Raw genomic sequence first — 22,964 nt, 5'->3', positions numbered from 1 at the left:
AGGAACGGACGCTTCCTTCGTACTCACCCCCGCGACATCCGCTGGGGCTTTCCTCCGGGCTTTCGTTCTGTTCTTGCGTTTCCGACTCTATCAGACTCTTTCGCGTCCGACTTCCTCGGCGCTTTCCAGGTATTCGCTTTCGCGTTTTCCCTTTCCAGCGATTCCAACCTTACCAGACCATTTCCGTGCCGTTACCGGGCTGGATTTGAATTCGGTGGCCGTTGGACGGGCCTTTCCCTTTCGGGCGGATCAGACTTTATCAGGTCTCCCTGGGTCTTGCATTCCCACCCGCCCGCATGGCGCGTCCGGACACACGTGTGTGCCGGGGTGCCGTGCGAGGTGGAGACGTAAACGTACTGGAGCGGGACCCCCGGATGCAAATCCGGTTGCCCCGCTCCCGTTCGGTCGCTACGGCGAGGGTCAGACCTCGACGACGACCGGCAGGATCATCGGCCGGCGGCGGTAGCCGTCCGAGACCCACTTGCCCATCGTGCGGCGGATGAGCTGCTGGATCTGGTGCGGCTCGGCGACGCCGTCGGCCGCGGCGCGGGCGATGGCTTCCTCGATCTTCGGGATGACCGAGGAGAACGCCGAGTCCTCGATGCCGGAGCCGCGGGCCTGGATGTTCGGGCCGCTGACGACCTTGCCGGTGGTGCTGTCCACCACGACGTAGACCGAGATGATGCCCTCGTCGCCGAGGATCCGGCGGTCCTTGAGCGAGGCCTCCGTGACGTCGCCGACCGACAGGCCGTCCACGTACACGTAGCCGGCCTGGACCTTGCCGGAGATCCGGGCCTTGCCGTCGATCAGGTCGACGACCACGCCGTCCTCGGCGATGACGATGCGGTCCTTCGGGACGCCCGTCATGGCACCGAGCTCGGCGTTGGCGCGCAGGTGGCGCCACTCGCCGTGGACCGGCATCAGGTTCCGCGGCTTGCAGATGTTGTAGAAGTACAGCAGCTCGCCGGCCGAGGCGTGGCCCGAGACGTGCACCTTGGCGTTGCCCTTGTGCACGACGTTGGCGCCCCAGCGGGTCAGGCCGTTGATCACGCGGTAGACCGCGTTCTCGTTGCCCGGGATCAGGGACGACGCCAGGATCACGGTGTCGCCGGGGACGATCCGGATCTGGTGGTCTCGGTTGGCCATGCGGGACAGGGCCGCCATCGGCTCGCCCTGCGAACCCGTGCAGACCAGCACGACCTCGTCGTCCGGCAGGTCGTCGAGGGTCTTGACGTCGACGACGAGACCGGCCGGGACCTTCAGATAGCCCAGGTCACGGGCGATGCCCATGTTGCGGACCATCGAACGGCCGACGAAGGCGACCCGGCGGCCGTACTCGTGGGCGGCGTCGAGGATCTGCTGGATGCGGTGCACGTGGCTGGCGAACGACGCCACGATGATCCGCTTCTGGGCACCCGCGAAGACCCCGCGGATGGCGTTGGAGATGTCGCGCTCCGGCGGGACGAAGCCCGGGACCTCGGCGTTCGTGGAGTCGGAGAGAAGGAGGTCGATGCCCTCTTCGCTCAGACGCGCGAAGGCGTGCAGGTCGGTCAGGCGCTTGTCCAGCGGGAGCTGGTCCATCTTGAAGTCGCCGGTGGCCACGACCATGCCGGCGCCGGTACGGATGGCCACGGCCAGGGCGTCCGGGATGGAGTGGTTGACCGCGATGAACTCGCAGTCGAACGGGCCGAGGGCCTCGCGCTCGCCTTCCTTCACCTCGAGGGTGTAGGGGCGGATGCGGTGCTCCTGGAGCTTCGCCTCGATGAGGGCCAGCGTCAGCTTGGAGCCGATGAGCGGGATGTCCGCCTTCTCCCGGAGGAGGTAGGGGACGGCGCCGATGTGGTCCTCGTGGCCGTGCGTGAGGACGATGCCGTCGATGTCGTCGAGGCGGTCCCGGATGGACGTGAAGTCCGGCAGGATCAGGTCGATGCCCGGCTGCTCCTCCTCGGGGAAGAGGACGCCGCAGTCGACGATCAGCAGACGGCCGTCGTACTCGAAGACGGTCATGTTGCGGCCGATCTCGCCGAGACCACCCAGCGGGGTGACTCTGAGGCCGCCCTTGGGCAGCTTCGGCGGCGGACCGAGTTCCGGATGCGGATGGCTCAAAAGTGTCTCCTCACCACGCACGCCACGTACCCCGGAAGGCACGTGGCGCGCATGTCATTCGTGCACTTGCTGTTGTCTGTTCGGTATGTGGTTGTCCGTGCTTATTCAGTTGTGAAGTCTGTTGTCAGAGCTGTACCCCGCCGGCGGCAAGATCGATCTTGAGCTGGGCCGTCTCTTCGGCGGTCAGCTCGATCAGCGGGAGCCGCAGCGGGCCCGCGGGCAGGCCCTGCAGGTTCAGCGCGCCCTTGGTGGTCATCACACCCTGGGTACGGAACATGCCGGTGAAGATCGGGAGCAGCTTCTGGTGGATCTCGGTCGCCTTCTGGACGTCTCCGCCCAGGTGAGCCTCCAGCATGGCGCGCAGCTCGGGGGTGACCACGTGGCTGACCACGGAGACGAATCCGGCCGCGCCGATCGACAGGAGCGGCAGGTTCAGCATGTCGTCGCCCGAGTACCAGGCCAGGCCGCTCTGTGCGATGGCCCAGCTCGCTCGACCGAGGTCGCCCTTGGCGTCCTTGTTGGCAACGATACGGGGGTGCTCGGCCAGCCGGACCAGGGTTTCGGTGTCGATCGGGACACCACTGCGGCCGGGGATGTCGTAGAGCATGACCGGCAGCTCGGTCGCGTCGGCGATCGCCGTGAAGTGCCGGAAGAGGCCTTCCTGCGGCGGCTTGCTGTAGTACGGGGTGACGGCGAGCAGTCCGTGGGCACCGGTGCGCTCGGCCTGGCGGGCCAGCTCGAGGGTGTGACGGGTGTCGTTGGTGCCGATACCGGCGACCACGTGGGCGCGGTCTCCGACGGCTTCGAGCACGGCTCGTACGAGGTCGTTTTTCTCCGCGTCGGTGGTGGTCGGCGACTCACCGGTGGTGCCGTTGATGATCAGGCCGTCGTTGCCTGCGTCCACCAGGTGGACGGCGAGCCGCTGCGCGCCGTCGAGGTCGAGTACGCCATCCGCCGTGAACGGCGTGATCATGGCGGTGAGGACCCGCCCGAAGGGGGTCTGCGGAGTCGAGATCGGAGCCATGGGTAACACGCTACTCGCTGCCATGCTCGCGGTGTCCCCTCGGGGGACGTCAACGGGGTGTTGGACGCCGGCACTGCCTGCTCGGGGGTTCAAGCAGTGCCGGGTCCGTTTGATCAGCCTAGATGAACTTTACGAAACGTCGCAATACGGACACTTAGGACTTGACGCCGTACATCTGTGCGTCGCGGGTGTACCGGCCCTTACGGGGCAACGCGGCCGTTGCCGTTGAAGGCCGAGTACGTCAGCGGCATGAGCTTCGCCCAGTGCTGCTCCATCTTCTCGCCCACCATCTCGATCTCCCGCTGCGGGAAGGACGGGACCGCCGCGAGCTCGTGCTGCGTCCGCAGACCGAGGAAGTGCATCAGCGAGCGCGCGTTGCAGGTGGCGTACATCGACGAGAAAAGACCGACCGGCAGGACCGAACGGGCAACCTCCCGGGCCACGCCCGCGGCGAGCATCTCGCGGTAGGCCTCGTAGGCCCGCACGTAGGAGTCCTCCATGACGCGGCCGGTGAGCTCCTGCTGCGCCTGGGTGCCCTCCACGAAGACGTACTTGCCCGGGCGGCCCTCCTGGACCAGCTTGCGCTCGGCGTCCGGGACGTAGAAGACCGGTTCGAGCTCCCTGTAGCGGCCCGACTCCTCGTTGTAGGACCAGCCCACGCGGTGACGCATGAACTCACGGAAGACGAAGATCGGGGCGCTGATGAAGAAAGTCATCGAGTTGTGCTCGAACGGGCTGCCGTGGCGATCGCGCATCAGATAGTTGATGAGGCCCTTGGAGCGCTCCGGGTCCTTCTGCAGCTCCTCCAGCGACTGCTCGCCGGCCGTGGAGACGCGAGCGGCCCACAGTACGTCGGAGTCGGCGGCGGAGTGCTTCACCAGCTCCACCGTCACGTCACTGCGGAAGCTGGGTTTCAGATCTGAAGCGGCGATTTCGCTCACCGGGGGTCCTTCCAAACGTGCGTCCTGGGGCGCGCCCACTCTACGGCGCCCCTCGTGCGGCCTGCGCGGACGCACGCGGCGACCGGGTGCGCACCGGCTCCGCGCGGGGTGTCGTACAGCTGACGCACAGCCATGAATTTTCCCTGATGTCCCGAAATCCGGCACCAATTGGCGGGCCCGTACGTCCTACCTGGCAGAACCCACGCCCCTCCACCCCGAGGAGATTCGCTCTGATGTTCCTCCGGCGCGAACCCGTCCCGTTCGCCTTCGTCTCCGACGCCGACCGTTTCCGAAGCAACGTCACTCCGCCGCCGCGGGAGCGTCTGGGGAGGACCCAGTTGGTCGCCCGTACTCTGGTCGGACTGACCGTGGTCGCGGGGCTCGCCGGCTCGCTGCTCCTCGGTATGCCCGCACTGCAGCCGAGCAAGGCGCCGGAGAAGTCACAGCAGTCGGAGGCGTCCCAGGGACGGTAGCCTCACGGGCACAGCCCAACCGAACGTGCATGTGAGTGAGGTCCAGCCGTGCCCCTGCCCTTCCTGACGGCCGACGGCGTATCCGATGTGGATGACGACGGCGACGGCGACGAGATCCTGGCCCATGCCGACCAGGACCGCTGGCGCAGGCCCTACCGGCCCGGCCCCTGGCGCGTGGGCATCGGCGCGTTGCTGCTCCTGCTGTCGGCCTTCATGCTGCTGGCCACGATGATCGTCGCGTTCGCGGGCGGTGCGGGCGGGGCCGTGATCTGCCTGGTCGCCGCGCTCGCGGTCGTCGGGTCGGCGGTGCAGACCCTGCGCATCGGGGTATGGGTGAGCCCCGCGGGGCTGCGCCGGGTGGGGTTCTTCATGACCCGCACCACCGCGTGGAGCGAGATCGGCGAACTGCGCACGGTGCAGCAGCCGGTGCGCTGGCTCGGACTGCCGAGGACCGTGCAGGGACAGGCGCTGACGATGGCCGCGCAGGACGGTGCGGAGGCGCCGGTACTGCTGACCGACCACAACGCCGACTTCCTGTCGCGCACCGAGGCCTTCGACCGGGCCGCCGACACGGTGGGTGCCTGGGCCGACGAGTACCGGCCCGTGGCCGCCTGACCGGCCCGAACCGCCCCGGGAAGCCCGTACAGGGATCAGACCTGTACGGGCTTCTTGTCGTGCAGGGCGATCGCCCGCTGCATCGCCTTGCGCGCCCGCGGGGTGTCCCGGGCGTCGTGGTAGGCGACGGCGAGGCGGAACCAGCTGCGCCAGTCCCCCGGCGCGTCCTCGGTCTCGGCCTTGCGGCGCGCGAAGACCTCGTCGGCGGAATCCCGCAGGATCCGCCCGTACTTGTCCCGCTCCAGCTCGTCGACGGGCAGTCCGCCCTCGGACTCCAGCTCGGTGGCGAGAAGGTTGGCCCGTGTGACGAACCGGGTGTTCTGCCAGAGGAACCAGACGCCGATGACCGGCAGGATCAGCACGGCCACACCGAAGGTGACGGTGAGCCAGGTGCCGTGCTCGATGAGCATCAGGCCCCGGCTGCCGACCAGGACGAAGTAGACCACCAGGACGGCGGCCGTGATGAAGTACGTGATCTTCGCGCGCATCGTGAAATCAGTCCGGTCAGCCCAGGTCGAGGAAGTGTTCCAGGCCGAACGTGAGGCCCGGGGTCTGCGTCACGCGGCGCACGCCGAGCAGGATGCCCGGCATGAAGCTGCTGTGGTGCAGGGAATCGTGACGGATGGTCAGGGTCTCGCCCTCGCCGCCGAGCAGCACCTCCTGGTGGGCCAGCAGGCCACGCAGGCGGACGGCGTGCACCGGAACGCCGTCGACGTCCGCGCCGCGCGCGCCGTCGAGCGCGGTGGCGGTGGCGTCGGGCTGGGCGCCGAGGCCGGCCTCGGCGCGGGCAGCCGCGATGAGCTGCGCCGTACGGGTCGCCGTGCCGGAGGGGGCGTCGACCTTGTTGGGGTGGTGCAGCTCGACGACCTCGACGGACTCGAAGTAGCGGGCGGCCTGGGCGGCGAACTTCATCGTGAGGACGGCGCCGATGGAGAAGTTCGGGGCGATGAGCACACCGGTCTCCGGTGCGCCGTCGAGCCAGGTGCCCAGCTGCGCGAGGCGGTCCTCGGTCCAGCCGGTGGTACCGACCACTCCGTGGATGTTGTGGCGGATGAGGAAGTCCAGGTTCCCCATCACCGATGCCGGGGTGGTCAGCTCGACCGCGACCTGGGCGCCGGCGTCGGCCAGCGTCTCCAGCTTGTCGCCGCGGCCGAGCGCCGCCACCAGTTCCATGTCCTCGGCAGCCTCGACCGCCTTGACGGCCTCGGCGCCGATCCGGCCCTGGGCCCCGAGGACCGCCACGCGCAGCTTGCTCATATCGCTTCCTTACTTGCCGTACGGAACTAGGCGACCGCTTCGTCGAGACGGGCGGCCTGCTTCTCCTTCAGCGGGCCGATCACCGCGAGCGAGGGCCGCTGTGCCAGTACATCCTGTGCGACCGAGCGGACGTCGTCCGGGGTCACGGCGGCGATCCGGGCCAGCATGTCGTCGACCGACATCTGGTCTCCCCAGCACAGCTCGCTCTTGCCGATGCGGTTCATGATCGCGCCGGTGTCCTCCAGGCCGAGGACGGTGGACCCCGAGAGCTGGCCGACGGCCCGCTTGATCTCGTCGTCGGCCAGTCCTTCGGTCGCGACCTTGTCGAGCTCGTCGCGGCAGATCCGGAGCACGTCGTGCACCTGGTTGGGGCGGCAGCCCGCGTACACGCCGAAGAGGCCGGTGTCGGCGAAGCCCGAGGTGTACGAGTACACGCTGTAGGCCAGGCCGCGCTTCTCCCGGACCTCCTGGAAGAGGCGCGAGGACATGCCGCCGCCGAGGGCGGTGTTCAGCACGCCGAGCGCCCAGCGGCGCTCGTCGGTACGGGCGAGGCCGGGCATGCCGAGGACCACGTGGGCCTGCTCGGTCTTGCGGTTCACCAGTTCGACGTGGCCGGCGGTGCGGATGCGCTTGGTGCCGGTGCGCGGGCCGATCGGCTCCGCGTCGGTACGGGTCAGCGCGCCGGCCTTCTCGAAGGCGGCTCGGACCTGGCGTACGACCTTGTTGTGGTCGACGTTGCCGGCCGCGGCCACGACCAGGTGCGTCGGGTCGTAGTGCTTCTTGTAGAAGCGACGGATCCGGTCGGCGCCGAGCGCGTTGATCGTGTCGACGGTGCCGAGGACCGGCCGCCCCAGGGGGGTGTCCCCGTACATGGTCTGCGCGAACAGGTCGTGCACCACGTCGCCCGGGTCGTCCTCGGTCATCGCGATCTCTTCGAGGATGACCCCGCGCTCGGCGTCGACGTCCTCTTCGCGGATCAGCGAACCGGTGAGCATGTCGCAGACCACGTCGATGGCCAGCGGCAGGTCGGTGTCGAGCACCCGGGCGTAGTAGCAGGTGTACTCCTTCGCCGTGAAGGCGTTCATCTCGCCGCCGACCGCGTCGATCGCGGAGGAGATGTCGAGGGCACTGCGCTTGTGGGTGCCCTTGAAGAGGAGGTGCTCCAGGTAGTGCGTGGCGCCGTTCAGCGTGGGCGTCTCGTCACGGGAGCCGACGTGCGCCCAGATACCGAAGGTGGCGGAGCGGACGGAGGGCAGCGTCTCGGTGACGATGCGCAGTCCGCCGGGCAGGACCGTGCGGCGGACGGTGCCGATGCCGTTGCTGCCCTTGAGGAGGGTTTGGGTACGGGCGACGGCCCGCCCCTCCGAAGAGGGGCGGGCCGTCACACGGGAACTACGCGACATCACTTGTCGGAGTCGTCCTTGTCAGCGTCGTCACCGGCGGTCTCGCCGTCGATCACGGGGACCAGCGAGAGCTTGCCGCGCTGGTCGATCTCGGCGATCTCGACCTGGACCTTGGTACCGACCGCGAGCACGTCCTCGACGTTCTCCACGCGCTTGCCACCGGCGAGCTTGCGGATCTGCGAGATGTGCAGCAGGCCGTCCTTGCCGGGCATGAGGGAGACGAAGGCACCGAAGGTGGTGGTCTTGACGACCGTACCCAGGTAGCGCTCGCCGACCTCCGGCATGGTCGGGTTGGCGATCGAGTTGATCGTGGCGCGGGCGGCCTCGGCGGCCGGGCCGTCGGAGGCACCGATGTAGATGGTGCCGTCGTCCTCGATCGTGATCTCGGCGCCGGTGTCCTCCTGGATCTGGTTGATCATCTTGCCCTTGGGCCCGATGACCTCACCGATCTTGTCCACCGGGATCTTGACGGTGATGATCCGGGGGGCGAACGGGGACATGGCGTCCGGCGTGTCGATCGCTTCCATCATCACGTCGAGGATGTGGAGGCGGGCGTCGCGGGCCTGCTTGAGGGCCGCGGCCAGGACGGAGGCCGGGATGCCGTCCAGCTTGGTGTCCAGCTGGAGGGCGGTGACGAACTCCTTGGTGCCGGCGACCTTGAAGTCCATGTCGCCGAAGGCGTCCTCCGCACCGAGGATGTCGGTGAGGGCGACGTAGTGCGTCTTGCCGTCGATCTCCTGGGAGATCAGACCCATGGCGATACCGGCGACGGGGGCCTTGAGGGGCACACCGGCGTTCAGCAGCGACATGGTGGAGGCGCAGACCGAGCCCATGGACGTCGAACCGTTGGAGCCGAGGGCCTCGGACACCTGACGGATCGCGTAGGGGAACTCCTCGCGGGTCGGGAGGACCGGCACGATCGCGCGCTCGGCGAGCGCGCCGTGGCCGATCTCGCGGCGCTTCGGCGAACCGACGCGGCCGGTCTCGCCGACGGAGTACGGCGGGAAGTTGTAGTTGTGCATGTAGCGCTTGCGGGTCACCGGGGAGAGGGTGTCCAGCTGCTGCTCCATGCGGAGCATGTTGAGGGTGGTGACGCCCAGGATCTGGGTCTCGCCACGCTCGAACAGCGCCGAGCCGTGCACGCGCGGGATGGCCTCGACCTCGGCGGCGAGGGTACGGATGTCCGTGATCCCGCGGCCGTCGATGCGGACCTTGTCCTTGATGACGCGCTCGCGCACCAGGGCCTTGGTCAGGCTGCGGTAGGCGGCGGAGATCTCCTTCTCGCGGCCTTCGAAGGCCGGGAGGAGCTTCTCGGCGGCGATCTCCTTGACGCGGTCCAGCTCGGCCTCGCGGTCCTGCTTGCCCGCGATGGTCAGCGCCTGGGAGAGCTCACCCTTGACGGCGGCCGCGAGGGCCTCGTACACGTCGTCCTGGTAGTCCAGGAAGACCGGGAACTCACCCTCGGGCTTGGCGGCCTTGGCGGCCAGGTCCGACTGGGCCTTGCAGAGGACCTTGATGAAGGGCTTCGAGGCGTCGAGACCGGCGGCCACGACCTCCTCGGTCGGCGCCTCGGCGCCGCCCTTGACGAGGGCGATCGTCTTCTCGGTGGCCTCGGCCTCGACCATCATGATCGCGACGTCGCCGTCCTCCAGGACGCGACCGGCGACGACCATGTCGAAGACGGCGTCCTCGAGCTCGGTGTGCGTCGGGAACGCGACCCACTGACCGCGGATCAGCGCGACGCGGACGCCGCCGATCGGGCCGGAGAAGGGCAGACCGGCCAGCTGGGTGGACGCGGACGCGGCGTTGATCGCGACGACGTCGTACAGGTGGTCGGGGTTGAGCGCCATGATCGTGGCGACGACCTGGATCTCGTTGCGCAGGCCCTTCTTGAAGGACGGGCGCAGCGGGCGGTCGATCAGGCGGCAGGTGAGGATCGCGTCCTCGGAGGGGCGGCCCTCACGGCGGAAGAAGGAGCCGGGGATCTTGCCGGCCGCGTACTGCCGCTCCTCGACGTCCACCGTCAGGGGGAAGAAGTCGAGCTGGTCCTTGGGCTTCTTCGACGCGGTGGTGGCGGACAGCACCATCGTGTCGTCGTCCAGGTAGGCAACGGCGGAGCCGGCGGCCTGGCGGGCCAGACGGCCCGTCTCGAAGCGGATGGTGCGGGTGCCGAAGGAACCGTTGTCAATGACGGCCTCGGCGTAGTGGGTCTCGTTCTCCACTAGCGTTTTCTCCATTTTCGTCGTCTCCGTCCGCCGCCCGTGTGGCGGTGGACGGTTGCGGAGAAGCGCTCCTGGCGTGCGGGCCGGTCTTCGATCGAAGCACCCGGTTCGTTGCCCTTCGGGGCATTCCGGGTGCCACTACCGAGGACCGGCGGCTTGGGAGGGCGCTCCTCCTCTTCAGTTGTGCACGTCTCGTCGTCGGACGTACACGTGCGTCCGTTCCAGACTACAAAGGGTCCGGTCCGTCCCGCACGTACAGCAAAGGGAGCGGCCCCCGGATGTGGGAACCGCTCCCTTCACACGTCTTACTTGGCGCCGGCCGCACCGCGGCGGATGCCGAGGCGCTCGACCAGCGCACGGAAGCGCTGGATGTCCTTCTTGGCCAGGTACTGCAGCAGGCGGCGACGCTGGCCGACCAGGATCAGCAGACCACGACGGGAGTGGTGGTCGTGCTTGTGCGTCCGGAGGTGCTCGGTCAGGTCCGAGATGCGGCGGGAGAGCATCGCGACCTGGACCTCGGGGGAGCCGGTGTCGCCCTCCTTGGCACCGAACTCGGTGATGATCTGCTTCTTCGTAGCGGCGTCGAGCGGCACGCGTACTCCTCGTGATAGGTCTTCGTTGCCACCGAGTGCCCCAGGTCTGAGTCTCTGGGGAGCTTCCGTTACTCGGGAGGCGGGGTCCGCTGAGCGCAGTCCACAGACCCTCTTGTCGAGGAGTCCGGGGGACGCGTACACAAACGGCCGTCACACAGCGTACCAGGCTGCCGCTCCGCCACGTCTCAGCTGGTGAGAGACCTGGCGCGGGAGTAGACGTCCAGCACGGCCAAAGTAAGGGGTACGAGGCTGAGCAGGACCGCCGCCTCGGTGAGGTCGAGCAGCCGCCCCCAGAAGGGTGACAGACCCTTGCGGGGTATGACCAGCGCAATTCCGGCGAGGAGGGCGGCGCCGGCCGCGACGGCGGCGGTCAGCCAGATCGTCCGGAGGTCCAGGCCGCTGCTGTCGTGCTTCAGCAGGAGGTCTTCGAGCAGGTGGGTCGGCGGGTGCAGGGCCATGCCCAGGATGAGCAGGGCGATGGCGAGGAGGCCCGCGGTCAGGGCGCAGACCACCTGGGAGGTGTAACGGAAGAGGCGGGCGCGCAGGAGCATCGCGAGGCCGGTGGCGAGCGCCAGCAGGCGGCCCCAGGTGTTCTCGGAGAAGCCGAGGACGGCGGCGGCGCCGACGGCGACCGCGGCGCAGCCGCCGACCAGGCCGAGCAGCATCTCGTGGCCGCGGCGGGCCTGGGCGGCGATGGCCTCGGCGTCGAGCGGCGTACCGGCCGCCTCGTGCTGGTCGAGGCCGGTCTGCTCACCGTAGGGCTCGGTCTCGTAGCGGTCCGGGGTCTCGTAATCCTCGACGGCGCTCTGCGGGGCGGCGTAGCCGATGGGCAGCCGGGCGAAGCGGGCGGAGAGGCCGGGAAGGAAGGCGACGAGGCCGATGGCGACGGGCGCGCAGACGGCGGCGGCGTCGGTGGCGGACGCCTCGGTGGCGATGGCCACGAAGGTGGCGAGGGTTCCGGTGGCGGCGACGAAGGTGGCCGCGACGAAGGGGGCGTCGCCGCTCGGGGTGAGCGCGACCAGGGCGACGGAGGCGACCAGGGCGCAGACGCAGCCGAGCAGGAACTGGAGGCGGCCGGGGCCCTGGCCGACGGCCGGGGCGATGATCCCGGAGCCGGCGATCATCAGGTGCGGGAGGGCGCCGAGGCCGAGCGCGACGGCGGAGAGCCGGTCTCGGTAGACCCGGGCGCGCACGCCGGCGACGGCGGTGAGCAGGATGCCGACGGCGCCGGCGATGATGCCGGGCAGGCCGTGCATGTCGTGGCGCAGCGGGTCGGCGTACCAGAGGACGAAGCCGAGCATGACGAGCAGCACGGCGGCGCCTGCCAGGCCCGCGCCGCGCAGCATGTCGTCGCTCCAGCGGTGCCGGTCGCGGACGACGGCGGAGGCGACGGCGTCGGACACGTCGTCGAACACGGCGGGCGGCAGGGACTCGGCGAAGGGGCGCAGGCTCAGCACCTCGCCGTCGAGCACCTGCTGGCCGGCGAGGGTCCGGGCGCCGTCGAGGACGGTGCCGGAACGGCGTACGAGGTGGAAGCCGGTCGGTGCGCCGACGGGCTGGGTCTGGCCGGTGAGGCGCAGCAGCTCGGGGTAGACGTCGGCGACGGCGATGTCCTCGGGGAGGGCGACGTCGATGCGACTGTCGGGGGCCACGACGGTGACCCTGCAGAAACCCGTCGTCCCGGCCGTACTCACCTGTGTGACCCCCCTGGTTGGTGCCCGCACCGGCGGACGATTCGCGGATGCGCATGCTGCGCGCGCCACCCTACCGGGCTTATGACCGACTGTCGGCAAGTAGGATCACCGTCGCGTGGGGGAGACCCCCTTCGCGCCCGGGACTTGGGGGCGCCGGTTGCGACGTCCCGTCCGTTTTCGAGGGATTGATGCTCCGGTGAGCCAGATCGTCGTCAAACGCCCGCCGCGGTCCCTGCCGCCTGAGGTTCCCGCGGAGGAGCTGCGGCTGGAAGCTCCGCCCGAACTTCCGCGCGGGCAGCAGGAGGGCATGCTGATGCAGCTCCTGCCGATGCTCGGCATGGGCTCGTCCGTCGTCTTCTTCTTCATGCCGGGCGCGGCCCCCTTCATGCGCATCATGGGCGTGCTGATGCTGGTGTCGACGGTGGCCATGGTGGTGGCGCAGTTGGTGCGCCACCGGCGTGGTACGCAGGGGCAAATGGCCGATGTCCGCCGGGACTACCTCAAATATCTCGCGCAGACGCGTCGTCAGGTACGCCGGACCGCGCGGGCGCAGCGCGACGCGCAGCTGTATCTGCACCCGGCCCCCGAGCAGTTGTGGTCGGTGGTGGCGGAGGGCTCGCGCCTGTGGGAGCGGCGGGTCGGCGACCAGGACTTCGGGCAGGCCCGGGTCGGACTGGGCGCGCAGCGCCTGTCGACCCCGCTGGTGGCTCCGGACACCGCGCCGGTGGACGAGCTGGAGCCGCTGACCGCCGGCGCGATGCAGCGGTTCCTGAAGGTGCACTCCTCGTTGGACGGGCTGCCGATGGCGCTGTCGATCCGTGCCTTCTACCACGTGACGGTGTCCGGGGAGCCGGAGTCGGCGCGCGGTACCGCGCGGGCGATGGTGGCGCAGTTGGCGACGCTGCACTCCCCCGAGGACCTGATGGTGGCCGTGGTGGCCGCGCCGGGTGCGGTGCCCTCGTGGGACTGGACGAAGTGGCTGCCGCACACGCAGGTCCCGGGTCAGGTCGACGGGGCCGGTACGAAGCGACTGTTCGGCGATGACCTCACCGAGTTGGAGCGGCTGCTGGGTTCGCGGCTGGAGAGCCGGCCGCGGTTCAGCCGCGAGGTGTCCCCGGTACTGGACCAGCCGCACCTGGTGGTCGTGCTGGACGGTGGCATGGTGCCGCCGGACTCGGTGTTCGCGGCGGCCGAGGGGCTGCAGGGCGTCACCATCGTCGAGGTGGTCGCGGGCGAACTGGACGAGCAGCGCGGTGGGCTGTCGGTCATGGTGCGACCCGGTCGGCTGCGTCTGGAGTCGGGCGCTGGGGTCGCGTACGAGGGCGTGCCGGACACGCTGTCGCTGCCCGCGGCGGAGGCACTGGCCCGGCAGCTGGCGCCGATGCGCACGGGCGGCGGGGACGACGACGAGCCGCTGCTGGCCAATCTGGACTTCACCGACCTGCTGAACCTGGGGGACGCGGCGGCGGTCGACGTGGCGCGGACCTGGCGGCCGAGGTCGGCCGGTGAGCGGTTGCGCGTGCCGATCGGTGTCGGCGAGGACGGCGCTCCGGTCATGCTGGACCTGAAGGAGGCCGCGCAGGAGGGCATGGGTCCGCACGGTCTGTGCGTGGGCGCGACCGGTTCCGGCAAGTCGGAGCTGCTGCGCACGCTGGTGCTGGGCCTGGCGGTCACGCACACCTCGGAGACCCTGAACTTCGTACTCGCCGACTTCAAGGGTGGTGCGACCTTCACGGGCATGGGGCAGATGCCGCACGTCGCGGCGGTGATCACCAACCTGGCGGACGACCTCACCCTCGTGGACCGCATGGGCGACTCGATCCGCGGTGAGCTGCAGCGCCGCCAGGAGCTGCTGCGTTCGGCGGGCAACTACGCCAACATCCACGACTACGAGAAGGCCCGCGCGGCCGGCGCCCCGCTGGAGCCGCTGGCCTCGCTGGTGCTGGTCATCGACGAGTTCAGCGAGCTGCTGACGGCGAAGCCGGACTTCATCGACATGTTCATCCAGATCGGCCGCATCGGCCGTTCGCTGGGTGTGCACCTCTTGCTTGCCTCGCAGCGTCTGGAGGAGGGCAAGCTGCGCGGCCTGGACACGTATCTGTCGTACCGGATCGGTCTGCGGACCTTCTCGGCGGCGGAGTCGCGGACCGCGATCGGCGTGCCGGACGCCTACCACCTGCCGTCGGTGCCCGGTTCCGGCTACCTGAAGTTCGGTACGGACGAGATGACGCGCTTCAAGGCGGCGTACGTCTCGGGTACCTACCGCGCGGGTGGGCCGGACCTGTCGGTGGGGCAGTTCCCGGTGGAGCGGCGTCCCGCGCTGTTCACGGCGGCCCCGGTGCCGGTGGTGTACGCGGCCCCGGACCCGGCGTACCTGGCGGCGCAGTCGTCGCGCGACGACGACGCGCTGGCGGACACGGTGCTGGACGTGATCGTGAGTCGGCTGGAGGGTCAGGGGGTGCCGGCGCACCAGGTGTGGCTGCCGCCGCTCGACCAGGCTCCGCCGCTGGACCAGTTGCTGCCGGCGCTGGCGCCGAGCGCGGAGCGCGGGCTGCACGCGGACGGCTACACGCGGCCCGGCGGGCTCGTCGTACCGCTCGGCCTGATCGACAAGCCGTTCGAGCAGCGGCGTGAGGTGCTGTACCGGGACTTCTCGGGTGCGGCGGGCCATCTGATGGTGGTCGGTGGTCCGCAGTCGGGCAAGTCGACGCTGATGAGGACGCTGATCTCGTCGTTCGCACTCACCCACACCCCGCGCGAGGTGCAGTTCTACGGTCTGGACTTCGGCGGTGGCAGCCTGTCGGCGGTCTCGGAGCTGCCGCACGTGGGCGGGATCGCCTCGCGCCTGGACCCGGAGCGGGTCCGGCGTACGGTCGCGGAGGTGGGGGGCATCCTCAACCGTCGCGAGGAGTTCTTCCGCGCGAACAACATCGACTCGATCGGCACCTACCGGCGGCGCCGGGCCGCCGGTGACCTGCCCGGTGAGCCGTGGGGCGACGTGTTCCTGATCGTCGACGGCTGGGGCAACTTCAAGGGCGAGTACGACGGCCTGGAGCAGATCGTCACGGACATCGCCTCCCGTGGTCTGGGCTACGGCATCCACGTGGTGATCACGGCGGCGCGCTACATGGAGGTCCGCGCCGCGCTCAAGGACCAGATGCTGAGCCGGCTGGAGCTGCGGCTCGGCGACACCATGGACTCCGAGTTCGACCGGAAGGTCGCGGCGAACGTCCCGCCCGGGATGCCGGGCCGCGGTCAGGTGGCGGAGAAGCTGCACTTCCTGGGCGCGCTGCCGCGGATCGACGGCTCGCACGACGCGGGGGACCTGTCGGAGGCCACGGCCGCCTTCGTGGAGGCGGTGAAGCAGAACTGGTCGGGGCAGGCGGCCCCGGGCGTGCGGCTGCTGCCGCGGCTGCTCCACTCCGACCAGCTGCCCAAGGGCGGGGAGCACCCCGACCGTGGCATCGCGATCGGTATCGACGAGACGAACCTGGAGCCGGTGTTCGTCGACTTCGAGACCGACCCCTTCCTCCTCGTCTTCGGCGAGAGCGAGTCGGGCAAGACGAACCTGCTGCGGCTCATCGCCAAGCAGATCTCCGAGCGCTACACGCCGGACCAGGCGCGCCTGGTCGTCGGCGACTACCGGCGGGGCCTGCTCGGGGCACTGCCGGAGGAGCACCTGCTGGAGTACGCGCCGATGGCGAGCTCCCTGCAGACGCACATGGAGGCGCTGGGCGGGGTGTTCTCGCGCCGGCAGCCGCCGACCGACGTCACCCCGCAGCAGCTGCGTGACCGCAGCTGGTGGACGGGCCCCGACGTGTACATCGTGATCGACGACTTCGACCTGGTGGCCACCAGTCAGGGCAATCCGCTGGCGCCGCTGGTGGAGTACCTGCCGTTCGCGCGGGACACGGGCGTCCGCTTCATCATCGCCCGCAACTCGGCGGGTGCCTCGCGTTCGATGTACGAGCCGTTCATGCAGCGGATCAAGGAGCTGGGCGCGCAGGGCATCGTGCTGTCCGGGGACCCGTCCGAGGGCGACCTCGTCGGTACCGTGCGGCCGCGTCCGATGCCGCCGGGCCGGGCGTACTTCGCCACGCGCAGGCGGGGCACGTCGCTGGTGCAGCTCGGGCGGATGCCGGGCCACATGTGATCGCCTTCCCGGTGGCCGGACCCCTGTCAGGGCCGGCCACCGGGATCGATCGGGTGGAAACCTCTCCCGGTCGGTGGCGCAGCACCGATAATCGGCGGTGAACACGCGCCACCGAGGGAGAGGCCGCCCATGGGCACCCAGCAGGAGAAGGACGAGCTGTACGCGCTCGACATCAGCGGCGTGGAGTGGGAAGGGCCGCCCGGGACCGACCCCGACGAGGAGCGCGTCGAGATCGCCCGGCTCCCGGAGGGCGCGGTGGCCATGCGGTCCTCGCTGGACCGGGAGACGGTGCTGCGCTACACGGCCGCCGAGTGGGAGGCCTTCGTGCTGGGAGCCAGGGACGGGGAGTTCGACCTCGACCGGGACCGTCCCTGAGGGGACCGCACGTCCTGAGGGGACCGCAGACCGACGCCGAAGGGGCGCGCCCGGTGTGGGCGCGCCCCTTCGGCGTGTGCGGACCTGTGGGCGACCGGGCTCAGAAGGCCTCGGTGAACAGCTGCGAGGCCTTCTTGTCGGTGGCGCGGTAGTCGTCCTTGCCGCGCTCGACGAGCTGGGCGACCTTCTCCAGCATGTCCTTGATGTGGTCGGCCTTGGTGCGGTACTTGCCCTGGAGATCGACGTACTGGGTGTGCGCGTCGCCGTCCCAGGTGTCCGTGACGACCTTCACCGCCCGCTCCATCTCTGACAGGTCGTCGATGATGTTCTTCGAGACCTGGCGGATGCGGTTGGCCATCAGCTGGACGCTGTCATACCGGACCTTTGTGTGGCCGTCGTCGGCAGCCATGTGCTTCTCCTTCTCGCTGAGCGCGTTACCTGAAAACGACGTGGGTCAGATGCTGTTGAGGCCCGAGATGGACTGGATCCCCTGCCGGAACGCCGCCTGCACCTCGTCGTCCTGGGCGTTGGTCAGGTTCTTGGTCTCGGACACCGCGTGGTGCAGGACGCGGAGCAGACGACGGATCTCGTCGTGGTCCTGGTTCAGCATCACCTGGGCCCGCTTGAACCCCTCGGCACCGACACCGGTCCAGCCGGCGCTCACGGTTTCGAGGATGTCGGCCAGCTCGCGGGCCTGCTTGGAGACGGCGGTTCCCGTCTGTTCGATCTTGGTCTTCGCCTTGATGACCGGATCGTCTGCAAGTCCGAAGGTGTTCGTGCTCATCGAAGCTCCTCATTTCTCAATTCGCCGGCAGAACCGGCGGATTGCGCAGCGGAGCGGACACGGACCCGGCGCGGCTTCGAGCCACGCGCCCTCGGGCGTCCCCCTCCGCTCCACGCGATCCCCCGATCACACTCGTGAAGCCTGGTGCCACTCTAGCCAGTTCATCTGACAGCCCCAACACCAGTGGGGCGCTTCCGTAGATGAACTGTGACCGTTCACTGCAAACGGCGCCTACGCCTGCGGGCGTCGCGGACGACCGTCGCCGTTCCGGCGATGACGGCGATCAGGACCGCCCCGATCCCGAGAGCGTACGTGCCGTACCGCTCCTGGCGCTCCTGGGCCGTCTCGGTGAGTCGCAGCGGCGCCGCCTGCGGGGCGGCCGCCGGGGGCGGGCCGGGGTCGGGGACCGGGGCCTTCGGGGCCTCCTGGTCGTGGGAGAGCGCGCGCACCGGGTCGATGACGCCCCAACCCACGAAGTCGTCACGGCCCTTGATCGTGCGTTCGGCGGTGTTCTGGATCTGCCAGACGATCTGCTGCCCGGACCAGTCCGGATGCTCGGCGCGCAGCAGGGCGGCCACTCCGGCGACGTACGGCGCGGAAAAACTGGTGCCGTTGTCGATGCACTGGCCGAATCCGGGGACGGTGGAGACCATGTCGACGCCGGGCGCCGCCACGCCGAGGAAGTCGCCGGGCTGGGAGAACTGGGCCCGCTCGTTGTTGCGGTCCGAGGCGCCGACGGCGAGCACGCCGGGGAAGGCCGCCGGGTAGGTCTTGCGCTTCTGGCCGCTCATGCCGTCGTTGCCCGCCGAGGCCACCACCACGACGTTGGCGGCGACGGCCTTCTGGACCGCCTTGCCGAGGTCGGACTCGGCGGACAGTTGCGCGTCGGTGTCCTGGGAGATGTTGATCACTTGGGCGCCCTTGGCCACCGCGTGGTCGATGGCCTGGCTCAGGTTCGCGGCGTTGCCCTTGCCCTGCCCGTCGTTCTGCCGGATCGGGATGATGGTGGCGTCCGGGGCCAGGCCGACGAAGCCGGTGCCCTGCTGGGGCCGGGCCGCGATCAGCCCGGCGACCTTGGTGCCGTGACCGACGGTGTCGGTGGTGCCGTCGCCGCCCTTCGGGTCGACGAAGTCCTTCCCGGCGCCGGTGTCGATGGCCGCGCTGAGCTGCGGGTTCGCCCGGTCCACGCCGGTGTCGATGACGGCGACGCGGACGCTGTTGCCGCTCTTGTCCTTGCCCTTGGTCTGCGCCCACAGCTCGTCGAGCAGCAGGCGCTGGAGGGCCCAGGGCCGGTCCTCGATCTGCTTCTTCATCGGGAAGGTGCACTCCCCCGCGCCGTCGAGGCGCAGCGGGTACGGGGGCTGCGGCGCGGCGGCCGTTGCCGCGGCGGCCGTGCCCGTGCCGCCCGAGGCCAGGGTGAGGGCGAAGGCGGCGGCCAGCAGGGTCCGCCGGGGCGCGTGGGTCCGGTTCATCGGCGGCTTCCTCACGAACCCTGGGGCTGACGGGCGGAGTTGGTGTCCAGGCGGGGTCCCTTGGAGAGGAACTCCGACCAGGCGATGGGCACCATGGCCGGGAGCACGCTGCCGTAACCGAGCCGGACCTGCGCCTGGCTGGCCTCGGGGCGGCCGTCCGTACCGGCCTTCGACTGGTCGGGCGCGCCGATCTTCGACTGCTCGCTGTCGCTGTCGCCGTTGGCCTGGACGGCGTACCGCAGACCGGTGTCGGTGACCAGGAAGAGGGAGCCGCCGGCGGTGGTCTGCTTGCCCTGGACCTGGGTGTAGAGCAGGCCCGAGCCCGGGGTGACGTAGGCGCTGGTGCCACTGGCGGTGATGTCGATCGGGAAGCCGGTGCCGGCCCACGTGCTCAGGGTCTGGTTGCCCTGGCCGTCGACCCCGCGCAGGACACTGCAGACCGTGTCGCGGTTGTTGGCTCCACCGGCCTGGTTGCCGGCCGGCGGCGTCGTCTGGTTGATGCGTTCGGTCTTCTTCTGGGGCCACTTGATGTCGCCCGCGAAGGGCGCGGGGTCCGGGTTGATCGACTGGAGGTCGACCTCGCGGGGCTTGCCGTGCATGTTGAGGCCGTCGGTGGCGGGCGCCGAGATCAGCAGCCAGGCGACGAAGTCGGAGACCGGGGCGACCTTCCCGGGCAGCACCACGTAGTGCTGGGCACCGGAGCCGGTCTGCGCCTGGAGCACCATCCCGACCTTGTTGTCGGCGGTGCCCAGACCCTTGACCCCGGCGTCGGTACCGGCCTTGCCGGGCAGCGCCGGGAAGGACAGGTCCTCGCCGGAGTTGAGGGTTCCCAGCCACTCCGGGCTGACCTGCTGCGGGGTGGCGCCGGTGCCGACCAGCGCGTTGGTCATCGTCCCGGCGGCCGGGGTGCCCTCCGGGAACTTGTACTTCGTACCGGCCGCGTCGACCAGGTAACGCTCCTGACCCGCGGCCGTGCTCTGGACGTAGAGCGCCTGGGTCTCGGTGAGCCTGCGGGCGTCGTCCGTCCTGGCGGCCTCGCGGTCGGCGAGCACGAAGGTGGCGGTCTGCACGCCACGGCCGTTGCCGCCGGGCTGCTGGCAGACGGCCCAGCGCTTGGCCTTGCCGGCCTCCTCCTTGGAGGGCAGCCGGTCGGGGGCGTACTGGATGCCGATGATGGGGCCGCGCGGCGGCTTGCCCGCGTCGAGGACCTTGTCGTCGACCGTGATCACCTTGAACTTCGACGGATCCAGCAGGAGTCGGGCCGAGGCGAGGTTCAGCACCGGGTGCAGCCGGGTCTGGTCCTTGCCGCCCACCTTCGTCGTGAGGACCACGTACCGCGTCGTCGACTCCTTGCCGACGATGACCCGCGTCCCCGGCTCCGCCCAACCCTTGGGCGCCGTCGGCTTGAACATGCCCCAGGCGCCGAAACCGGCGAGCACGATCGCGCCGACGATCAGCCCCGGAAGCACCGCGCGCAGCGGACGCGGCGCGCCTTCCTCGGTTCCCGTGGCGGATGGCTGGAGGAACGCGGCCACCGTGCGCCGCTTCGCAAAGGTGTACGCGTTGAGCTCATCACGTCGTGATGCCATGACCGCCTGCTTCTCCCCGCACGGCCCGGCCGGTGAGTACGGTCCCCGGGCCTCGATTGTCGGACCGGGCACCTACTATGCCTCTTGACGGACGGTATGAAGGGGCCGGGTAGGGTGAGGCTGCCGCCCAGCCCCCTCCGCACCGGGTCAATCAGGGCTTGTTGGGGTGGATTGGGGAGATTCCGGGGACGCGGGGCAGGTACCGCGCGGCGCCGGGACTCACGGGGTCCGGCCCCGGAAAGGGGAAGTGCGCGAGTGATGGCCACCGCGACGGAGCAACAGACCGGCGCGCCCGCACCGGCACGTGTCGGGGTGACGCCGCATCCGAAGTCGAGCCCCGGCCGCTTCGGACCGTTCCGACTGCAACAGCTCGTACTGCTCCAAGTCGCGGCAGCCGCACTGCTGGTGGCCTGGGTGGTCGAACCGCTGCTGCTGGTTCCCGCCGGTGTCCTGGCGCTCGTCCTGGTGGTGCTCGCGGTCGTACGCCGCCACCAGCGCTCCCTGCCGGAATGGATCGGCGGCGCGCTCGCGCTGCGTACCCGCCGGCGCCGGGCCGCCGCCTTCACCGTGCCCGCGGGCACGGAGCCGGGGCTCGCCCCGCTGGTCGAGGCCGATCCGGCACTGCGCACCCTCACCTTCGGCGACCGTGACCGGCGTCCGGTCGGCATGGTCGGCGACGGGACCTTCCTGACCGCGGTCGTCCAGGTGGACACCGACGCCACCGCGCTGCGGCCCGACCGGGCGGCGCGACCGCTGCCGCTGGCCGTCGTCCGGGACATCCTCGACGTGGACGGCATCCGGCTGGAGTCCGCACAACTCGTGCAGCACACCCAGCCGGCGCCGGCCCCGCACCTGCCCGAGCGTTCGATGGCGACCCGCAACTACGCGCCGCTGCAAGCCCGGACGGGTACGCCGGCGGTTCGGCTGACCTGGATCGCGCTCAAGTTGGACCCGGAGCTGTGTCCGGAGGCGGTCACCGCGCGCGGCGGCGGCTTGACCGGCGCGCAGCGCTGCCTGGTGCGCGCGGCGGACCAGTTGGCGAGCCGGCTGGCCGGCGCCGGGTTCACGGCCACCGTGCTGACCGAGCAGGAGCTGACGGCGGCGCTGGCCACCTCCTCGTGCGCGAACCCGATGGCGATCACCCAGGCCGGGCGCTCGAACAGCACCGGTCGGCGGACCGAGGAGACCTCGCGGACCTGGCGCTGCGACGACCGCCGGCACACGACGTACTGGATAGGCCGCTGGCCGCAGCTGGGCGGCGCCGGCGCGGCGGCGCTGCCGCAGTTCGTGGCGCTGCTCACCTCGCTGCCCGCGCTCGCGACCAACTTCAGCCTGACGATGGCCCCGGCGGAGCGACAGGGCGTCACCCTGACCGGACACGTACGGGTGACGGGCCGCAGTGACGAGGAACTCGTCTCGGCGCGCCGGGAGTTGGAGAGGACGGCCCGGGGCGTGAAGACCGGGCTGGTCCGACTCGATCGTGAACAGGTGCCGGGGCTGCTGGCTTCGCTACCGCTGGGAGGGGCACGATGAGGGGCGGATTCGGGCTGGTCGGCCCGCGTCGGGAGCGGCACGTGGTGCCCGCCGCGGACCTGGACCTGCTGGCGCTGCCCGTCGGGGACGACGGGGTGGTCATCGGTGTGGACGCCGAGGGCCGGTCGGCGGTGCTCGGCATCAACCGGCCGACGCCGTACGAGGTGACGCTGATCGGCGGCCTGTGGACGGCCCAGGTGCTGGCGCTGCGCGCGGCGGCCACGGGTGCGCGCGTGGCGGTGGAGACCGGGCGCGGGCAGGTGTGGTCCGGGCTGGCCCAGGCGGCGGGTGGCGGGCAGCAGTGCGTGACCCTGCACGAGGTGGGCCGGATCCCGCCGCAGGGTGCCTCGGCGGGCAGCCCGGTGCTGGTGATCCGCGACTGCGGGATGCGGCCGCCGCGCGGGCGCGTGGTGGCCGGACCCTGGCAGTCGGTGCTGACCCTGCTGCCGTACCTGAGCCCGACGGCGCCGCGCCTGCTGCAGCAGTCGTCCCTGGTGGGCGTGCAGCGGGTGTCCCCGGACGAGGCGGAGCAGATCGGGCGTCTGATGCGGCTCCCGAGACCGGCGGTGGATTCCCTGCCGACGCTGGGCGACGGGGTGACCCTGTGGTGCACGCCGCGGGACCGGCAGTTCGTGATGACACAGGGCACGGACGCGGAGACGGGCCTGCTCGGCGGGGCCCGGCGCATCGACTGACCCGGCGCCCTGAGGGGGGCGGACAGTGGCGTCGG

At 70.3% G+C, this 22,964-nt stretch carries 19 protein-coding genes; 6 read left to right on the top strand and 13 right to left on the bottom strand.

Annotation, left to right across the window (positions count from 1 at the left end; genetic code table 11):
- Window positions 1–420: 420 nt before the first annotated feature.
- The 3 genes from ACGFYY_RS27575 to thyX form a co-directional block, all read right to left on the bottom strand.
- Entirely contained in the window at window positions 421–2,106 is a 1,686-nt protein-coding gene (locus tag ACGFYY_RS27575) for a ribonuclease J (RefSeq protein WP_365275325.1), read from the bottom strand.
- 124 nt (window positions 2,107–2,230) lie between these two features.
- On the bottom strand, window positions 2,231–3,130 hold the full coding sequence (gene dapA / locus ACGFYY_RS27570; protein ID WP_030766936.1) for a 4-hydroxy-tetrahydrodipicolinate synthase: 900 nt from the start codon (window positions 3,128–3,130) through the stop codon (window positions 2,231–2,233).
- A gap of 200 nt (window positions 3,131–3,330) precedes the next feature.
- Complete coding sequence (gene thyX, locus ACGFYY_RS27565; RefSeq protein ID WP_365275328.1) at window positions 3,331–4,071, bottom strand: FAD-dependent thymidylate synthase; 741 nt, start codon at window positions 4,069–4,071, stop codon at window positions 3,331–3,333.
- Window positions 4,072–4,304: 233 nt separating this feature from the next.
- Between thyX and ACGFYY_RS27560 the strand changes: the two genes are divergently transcribed.
- On the top strand, window positions 4,305–4,544 hold the full coding sequence (locus tag ACGFYY_RS27560; protein WP_365275331.1) for a hypothetical protein: 240 nt from the start codon (window positions 4,305–4,307) through the stop codon (window positions 4,542–4,544).
- A gap of 48 nt (window positions 4,545–4,592) precedes the next feature.
- On the top strand, window positions 4,593–5,159 hold the full coding sequence (locus ACGFYY_RS27555) for a hypothetical protein (RefSeq protein WP_393713323.1): 567 nt from the start codon (window positions 4,593–4,595) through the stop codon (window positions 5,157–5,159).
- A gap of 35 nt (window positions 5,160–5,194) precedes the next feature.
- Here ACGFYY_RS27555 and ACGFYY_RS27550 read toward each other — a convergent pair whose 3' ends face one another.
- From ACGFYY_RS27550 to eccD, 6 genes are all read right to left on the bottom strand, one after another.
- Entirely contained in the window at window positions 5,195–5,647 is a 453-nt protein-coding gene (locus ACGFYY_RS27550; RefSeq protein WP_365275334.1) for a hypothetical protein, read from the bottom strand.
- Window positions 5,648–5,663: 16 nt separating this feature from the next.
- Window positions 5,664–6,416, bottom strand: coding sequence for a 4-hydroxy-tetrahydrodipicolinate reductase (dapB, locus tag ACGFYY_RS27545; RefSeq protein ID WP_365275337.1), 753 nt, complete (start codon window positions 6,414–6,416; stop codon window positions 5,664–5,666).
- Between the two features lie 26 nt (window positions 6,417–6,442).
- Complete coding sequence (locus ACGFYY_RS27540; RefSeq protein ID WP_365275339.1) at window positions 6,443–7,822, bottom strand: pitrilysin family protein; 1,380 nt, start codon at window positions 7,820–7,822, stop codon at window positions 6,443–6,445.
- A complete protein-coding gene (locus tag ACGFYY_RS27535; RefSeq protein ID WP_030718727.1) occupies window positions 7,819–10,041 on the bottom strand; it encodes a polyribonucleotide nucleotidyltransferase in 2,223 nt (740 codons plus the stop codon). Before ACGFYY_RS27535 ends, ACGFYY_RS27540 begins: the two co-directional genes overlap by 4 nt.
- A gap of 305 nt (window positions 10,042–10,346) precedes the next feature.
- A complete protein-coding gene (gene rpsO, locus ACGFYY_RS27530; RefSeq protein WP_033223037.1) occupies window positions 10,347–10,634 on the bottom strand; it encodes a 30S ribosomal protein S15 in 288 nt (95 codons plus the stop codon).
- Window positions 10,635–10,819: 185 nt separating this feature from the next.
- Window positions 10,820–12,328, bottom strand: a complete 1,509-nt coding sequence (gene eccD / locus ACGFYY_RS27525; RefSeq protein ID WP_393713319.1) for a type VII secretion integral membrane protein EccD — start codon at window positions 12,326–12,328, stop codon at window positions 10,820–10,822.
- Between the two features lie 196 nt (window positions 12,329–12,524).
- Between eccD and eccCa the strand changes: the two genes are divergently transcribed.
- Together eccCa and ACGFYY_RS27515 are read left to right on the top strand one after the other, a co-directional pair.
- Window positions 12,525–16,481, top strand: coding sequence for a type VII secretion protein EccCa (gene eccCa, locus ACGFYY_RS27520; RefSeq protein ID WP_393713317.1), 3,957 nt, complete (start codon window positions 12,525–12,527; stop codon window positions 16,479–16,481).
- A gap of 129 nt (window positions 16,482–16,610) precedes the next feature.
- Entirely contained in the window at window positions 16,611–16,856 is a 246-nt protein-coding gene (locus tag ACGFYY_RS27515; protein ID WP_365275348.1) for a DUF397 domain-containing protein, read from the top strand.
- A gap of 100 nt (window positions 16,857–16,956) precedes the next feature.
- On the opposite strand, the gene ACGFYY_RS27510 is transcribed toward ACGFYY_RS27515, so the two are convergent.
- From ACGFYY_RS27510 to eccB, 4 genes are all read right to left on the bottom strand, one after another.
- Window positions 16,957–17,265 (bottom strand): WXG100 family type VII secretion target, encoded by a 309-nt coding sequence (locus ACGFYY_RS27510; protein WP_365275351.1) that lies wholly within the window; start codon window positions 17,263–17,265, stop codon window positions 16,957–16,959.
- Window positions 17,266–17,310: 45 nt separating this feature from the next.
- Entirely contained in the window at window positions 17,311–17,640 is a 330-nt protein-coding gene (locus tag ACGFYY_RS27505; protein WP_030718712.1) for a hypothetical protein, read from the bottom strand.
- Window positions 17,641–17,855: 215 nt separating this feature from the next.
- Window positions 17,856–19,112: a type VII secretion-associated serine protease mycosin gene (gene mycP, locus ACGFYY_RS27500; protein ID WP_393713314.1), complete on the bottom strand. Its 1,257-nt coding sequence runs from the start codon at window positions 19,110–19,112 to the stop codon at window positions 17,856–17,858.
- An 11-nt stretch (window positions 19,113–19,123) separates the two neighbouring features.
- Window positions 19,124–20,701 (bottom strand): type VII secretion protein EccB, encoded by a 1,578-nt coding sequence (gene eccB / locus ACGFYY_RS27495; RefSeq protein WP_393713312.1) that lies wholly within the window; start codon window positions 20,699–20,701, stop codon window positions 19,124–19,126.
- Between the two features lie 258 nt (window positions 20,702–20,959).
- On the opposite strand from eccB, the gene eccE reads away from it, so the two are divergent.
- Window positions 20,960–22,234: a type VII secretion protein EccE gene (gene eccE, locus ACGFYY_RS27490; RefSeq protein ID WP_393713310.1), complete on the top strand. Its 1,275-nt coding sequence runs from the start codon at window positions 20,960–20,962 to the stop codon at window positions 22,232–22,234.
- Complete coding sequence (locus ACGFYY_RS27485) at window positions 22,231–22,929, top strand: hypothetical protein (RefSeq protein ID WP_030766978.1); 699 nt, start codon at window positions 22,231–22,233, stop codon at window positions 22,927–22,929. The genes eccE and ACGFYY_RS27485 overlap by 4 nt, the downstream gene beginning before the upstream one ends.
- Window positions 22,930–22,964: the final 35 nt, after the last annotated feature.

It is taken from the genome of Streptomyces sp. NPDC048331, assembly GCF_043201215.1.
GTDB lineage: Bacteria > Actinomycetota > Actinomycetes > Streptomycetales > Streptomycetaceae > Streptomyces.
This window is presented reverse-complemented; position numbering and strand designations above follow the sequence as displayed.

Excerpts from the sequence above, each read along its gene's own strand:
- ACGFYY_RS27560 (WP_365275331.1), top strand. The coding sequence starts at position 4,305 with ATGTTCCTCCGGCGCGAACCCGTCCCGTTCGCCTTCGTCTCCGACGCC.
- ACGFYY_RS27515 (WP_365275348.1), top strand. The coding sequence starts at position 16,611 with ATGGGCACCCAGCAGGAGAAGGACGAGCTGTACGCGCTCGACATCAGC.
- ACGFYY_RS27550 (WP_365275334.1), bottom strand. The coding sequence starts at position 5,647 with ATGCGCGCGAAGATCACGTACTTCATCACGGCCGCCGTCCTGGTGGTC.
- mycP (WP_393713314.1), bottom strand. The coding sequence starts at position 19,112 with ATGAACCGGACCCACGCGCCCCGGCGGACCCTGCTGGCCGCCGCCTTC.
- ACGFYY_RS27485 (WP_030766978.1), top strand. The coding sequence starts at position 22,231 with ATGAGGGGCGGATTCGGGCTGGTCGGCCCGCGTCGGGAGCGGCACGTG.
- dapB (WP_365275337.1), bottom strand. The coding sequence starts at position 6,416 with ATGAGCAAGCTGCGCGTGGCGGTCCTCGGGGCCCAGGGCCGGATCGGC.
- dapA (WP_030766936.1), bottom strand. The coding sequence starts at position 3,130 with ATGGCTCCGATCTCGACTCCGCAGACCCCCTTCGGGCGGGTCCTCACC.
- eccE (WP_393713310.1), top strand. The coding sequence starts at position 20,960 with ATGGCCACCGCGACGGAGCAACAGACCGGCGCGCCCGCACCGGCACGT.
- eccB (WP_393713312.1), bottom strand. The coding sequence starts at position 20,701 with ATGGCATCACGACGTGATGAGCTCAACGCGTACACCTTTGCGAAGCGG.
- ACGFYY_RS27510 (WP_365275351.1), bottom strand. The coding sequence starts at position 17,265 with ATGGCTGCCGACGACGGCCACACAAAGGTCCGGTATGACAGCGTCCAG.
- ACGFYY_RS27505 (WP_030718712.1), bottom strand. The coding sequence starts at position 17,640 with ATGAGCACGAACACCTTCGGACTTGCAGACGATCCGGTCATCAAGGCG.